Raw genomic sequence first — 644 nt, forward strand, 5'->3', positions numbered from 1 at the left:
CCTGTTCTATCTGGCCAAAGGCGTTGTACTCGATGGCATTGACCAGCGTGTCGGCGGTGGATTGGCCGGAGCGTTGCAGCCCGACCGAATGCAGTTGCCCGGCGCGGTCATAGGTGAAATGTCGGGTGTAACCTTGGGCGTCGGTCTGATGCGAGAGTTCGCCCGCAGGCAGGAAGGACCAGGATGATTGCGCGCCCTCGCCCGGCTCCAGCAGACGGTCGCGCTCCGTTTCTACAAGGGGCCAATCGGGCGGATCAAAACTGTTCAAGAAATGCCGAATTTCAAGCAGTACCGCCGCGGACATCCCGTATTCGGAAAGCAATCGACTGCCTGCCGGATCATCCTGTCGGATGGGCTGGCCACAGCGGTTGTGTCGGGCCTCTTCATCCGTCGCAGCGCCCCATTGGATGCGCTCGGCACAGCGTTCTGCCTCACCGCCCCCTTGCTCGAACATCGCCACCGGCCGCAGCGACGAATCATGCTCGGTGCGACGATGCCACCCGCGTTGATCCCATGACTCGATTACCTGCCCGGCGAGGCCGGGTAAATTCACTTGCCAGCCGGCATCGACACTGTCGCTGCACAGCGGCTGATTCGAAAGGCTGTAAGTGGTGGACAGGTTTGAAGGCGCATCGAGCAACGCA

General features: G+C 61.5%; 1 pseudogene. It reads right to left on the reverse strand.

Annotation, left to right across the window (positions count from 1 at the left end):
• Positions 1 to 644: pseudogene (locus KW846_RS29690) on the reverse strand (RHS repeat domain-containing protein); the annotation flags it as partial.

It is taken from the genome of Pseudomonas sp. PDM32, assembly GCF_019219225.1.
Taxonomy (GTDB): Bacteria; Pseudomonadota; Gammaproteobacteria; order Pseudomonadales; family Pseudomonadaceae; genus Aquipseudomonas; species Aquipseudomonas laurylsulfatiphila.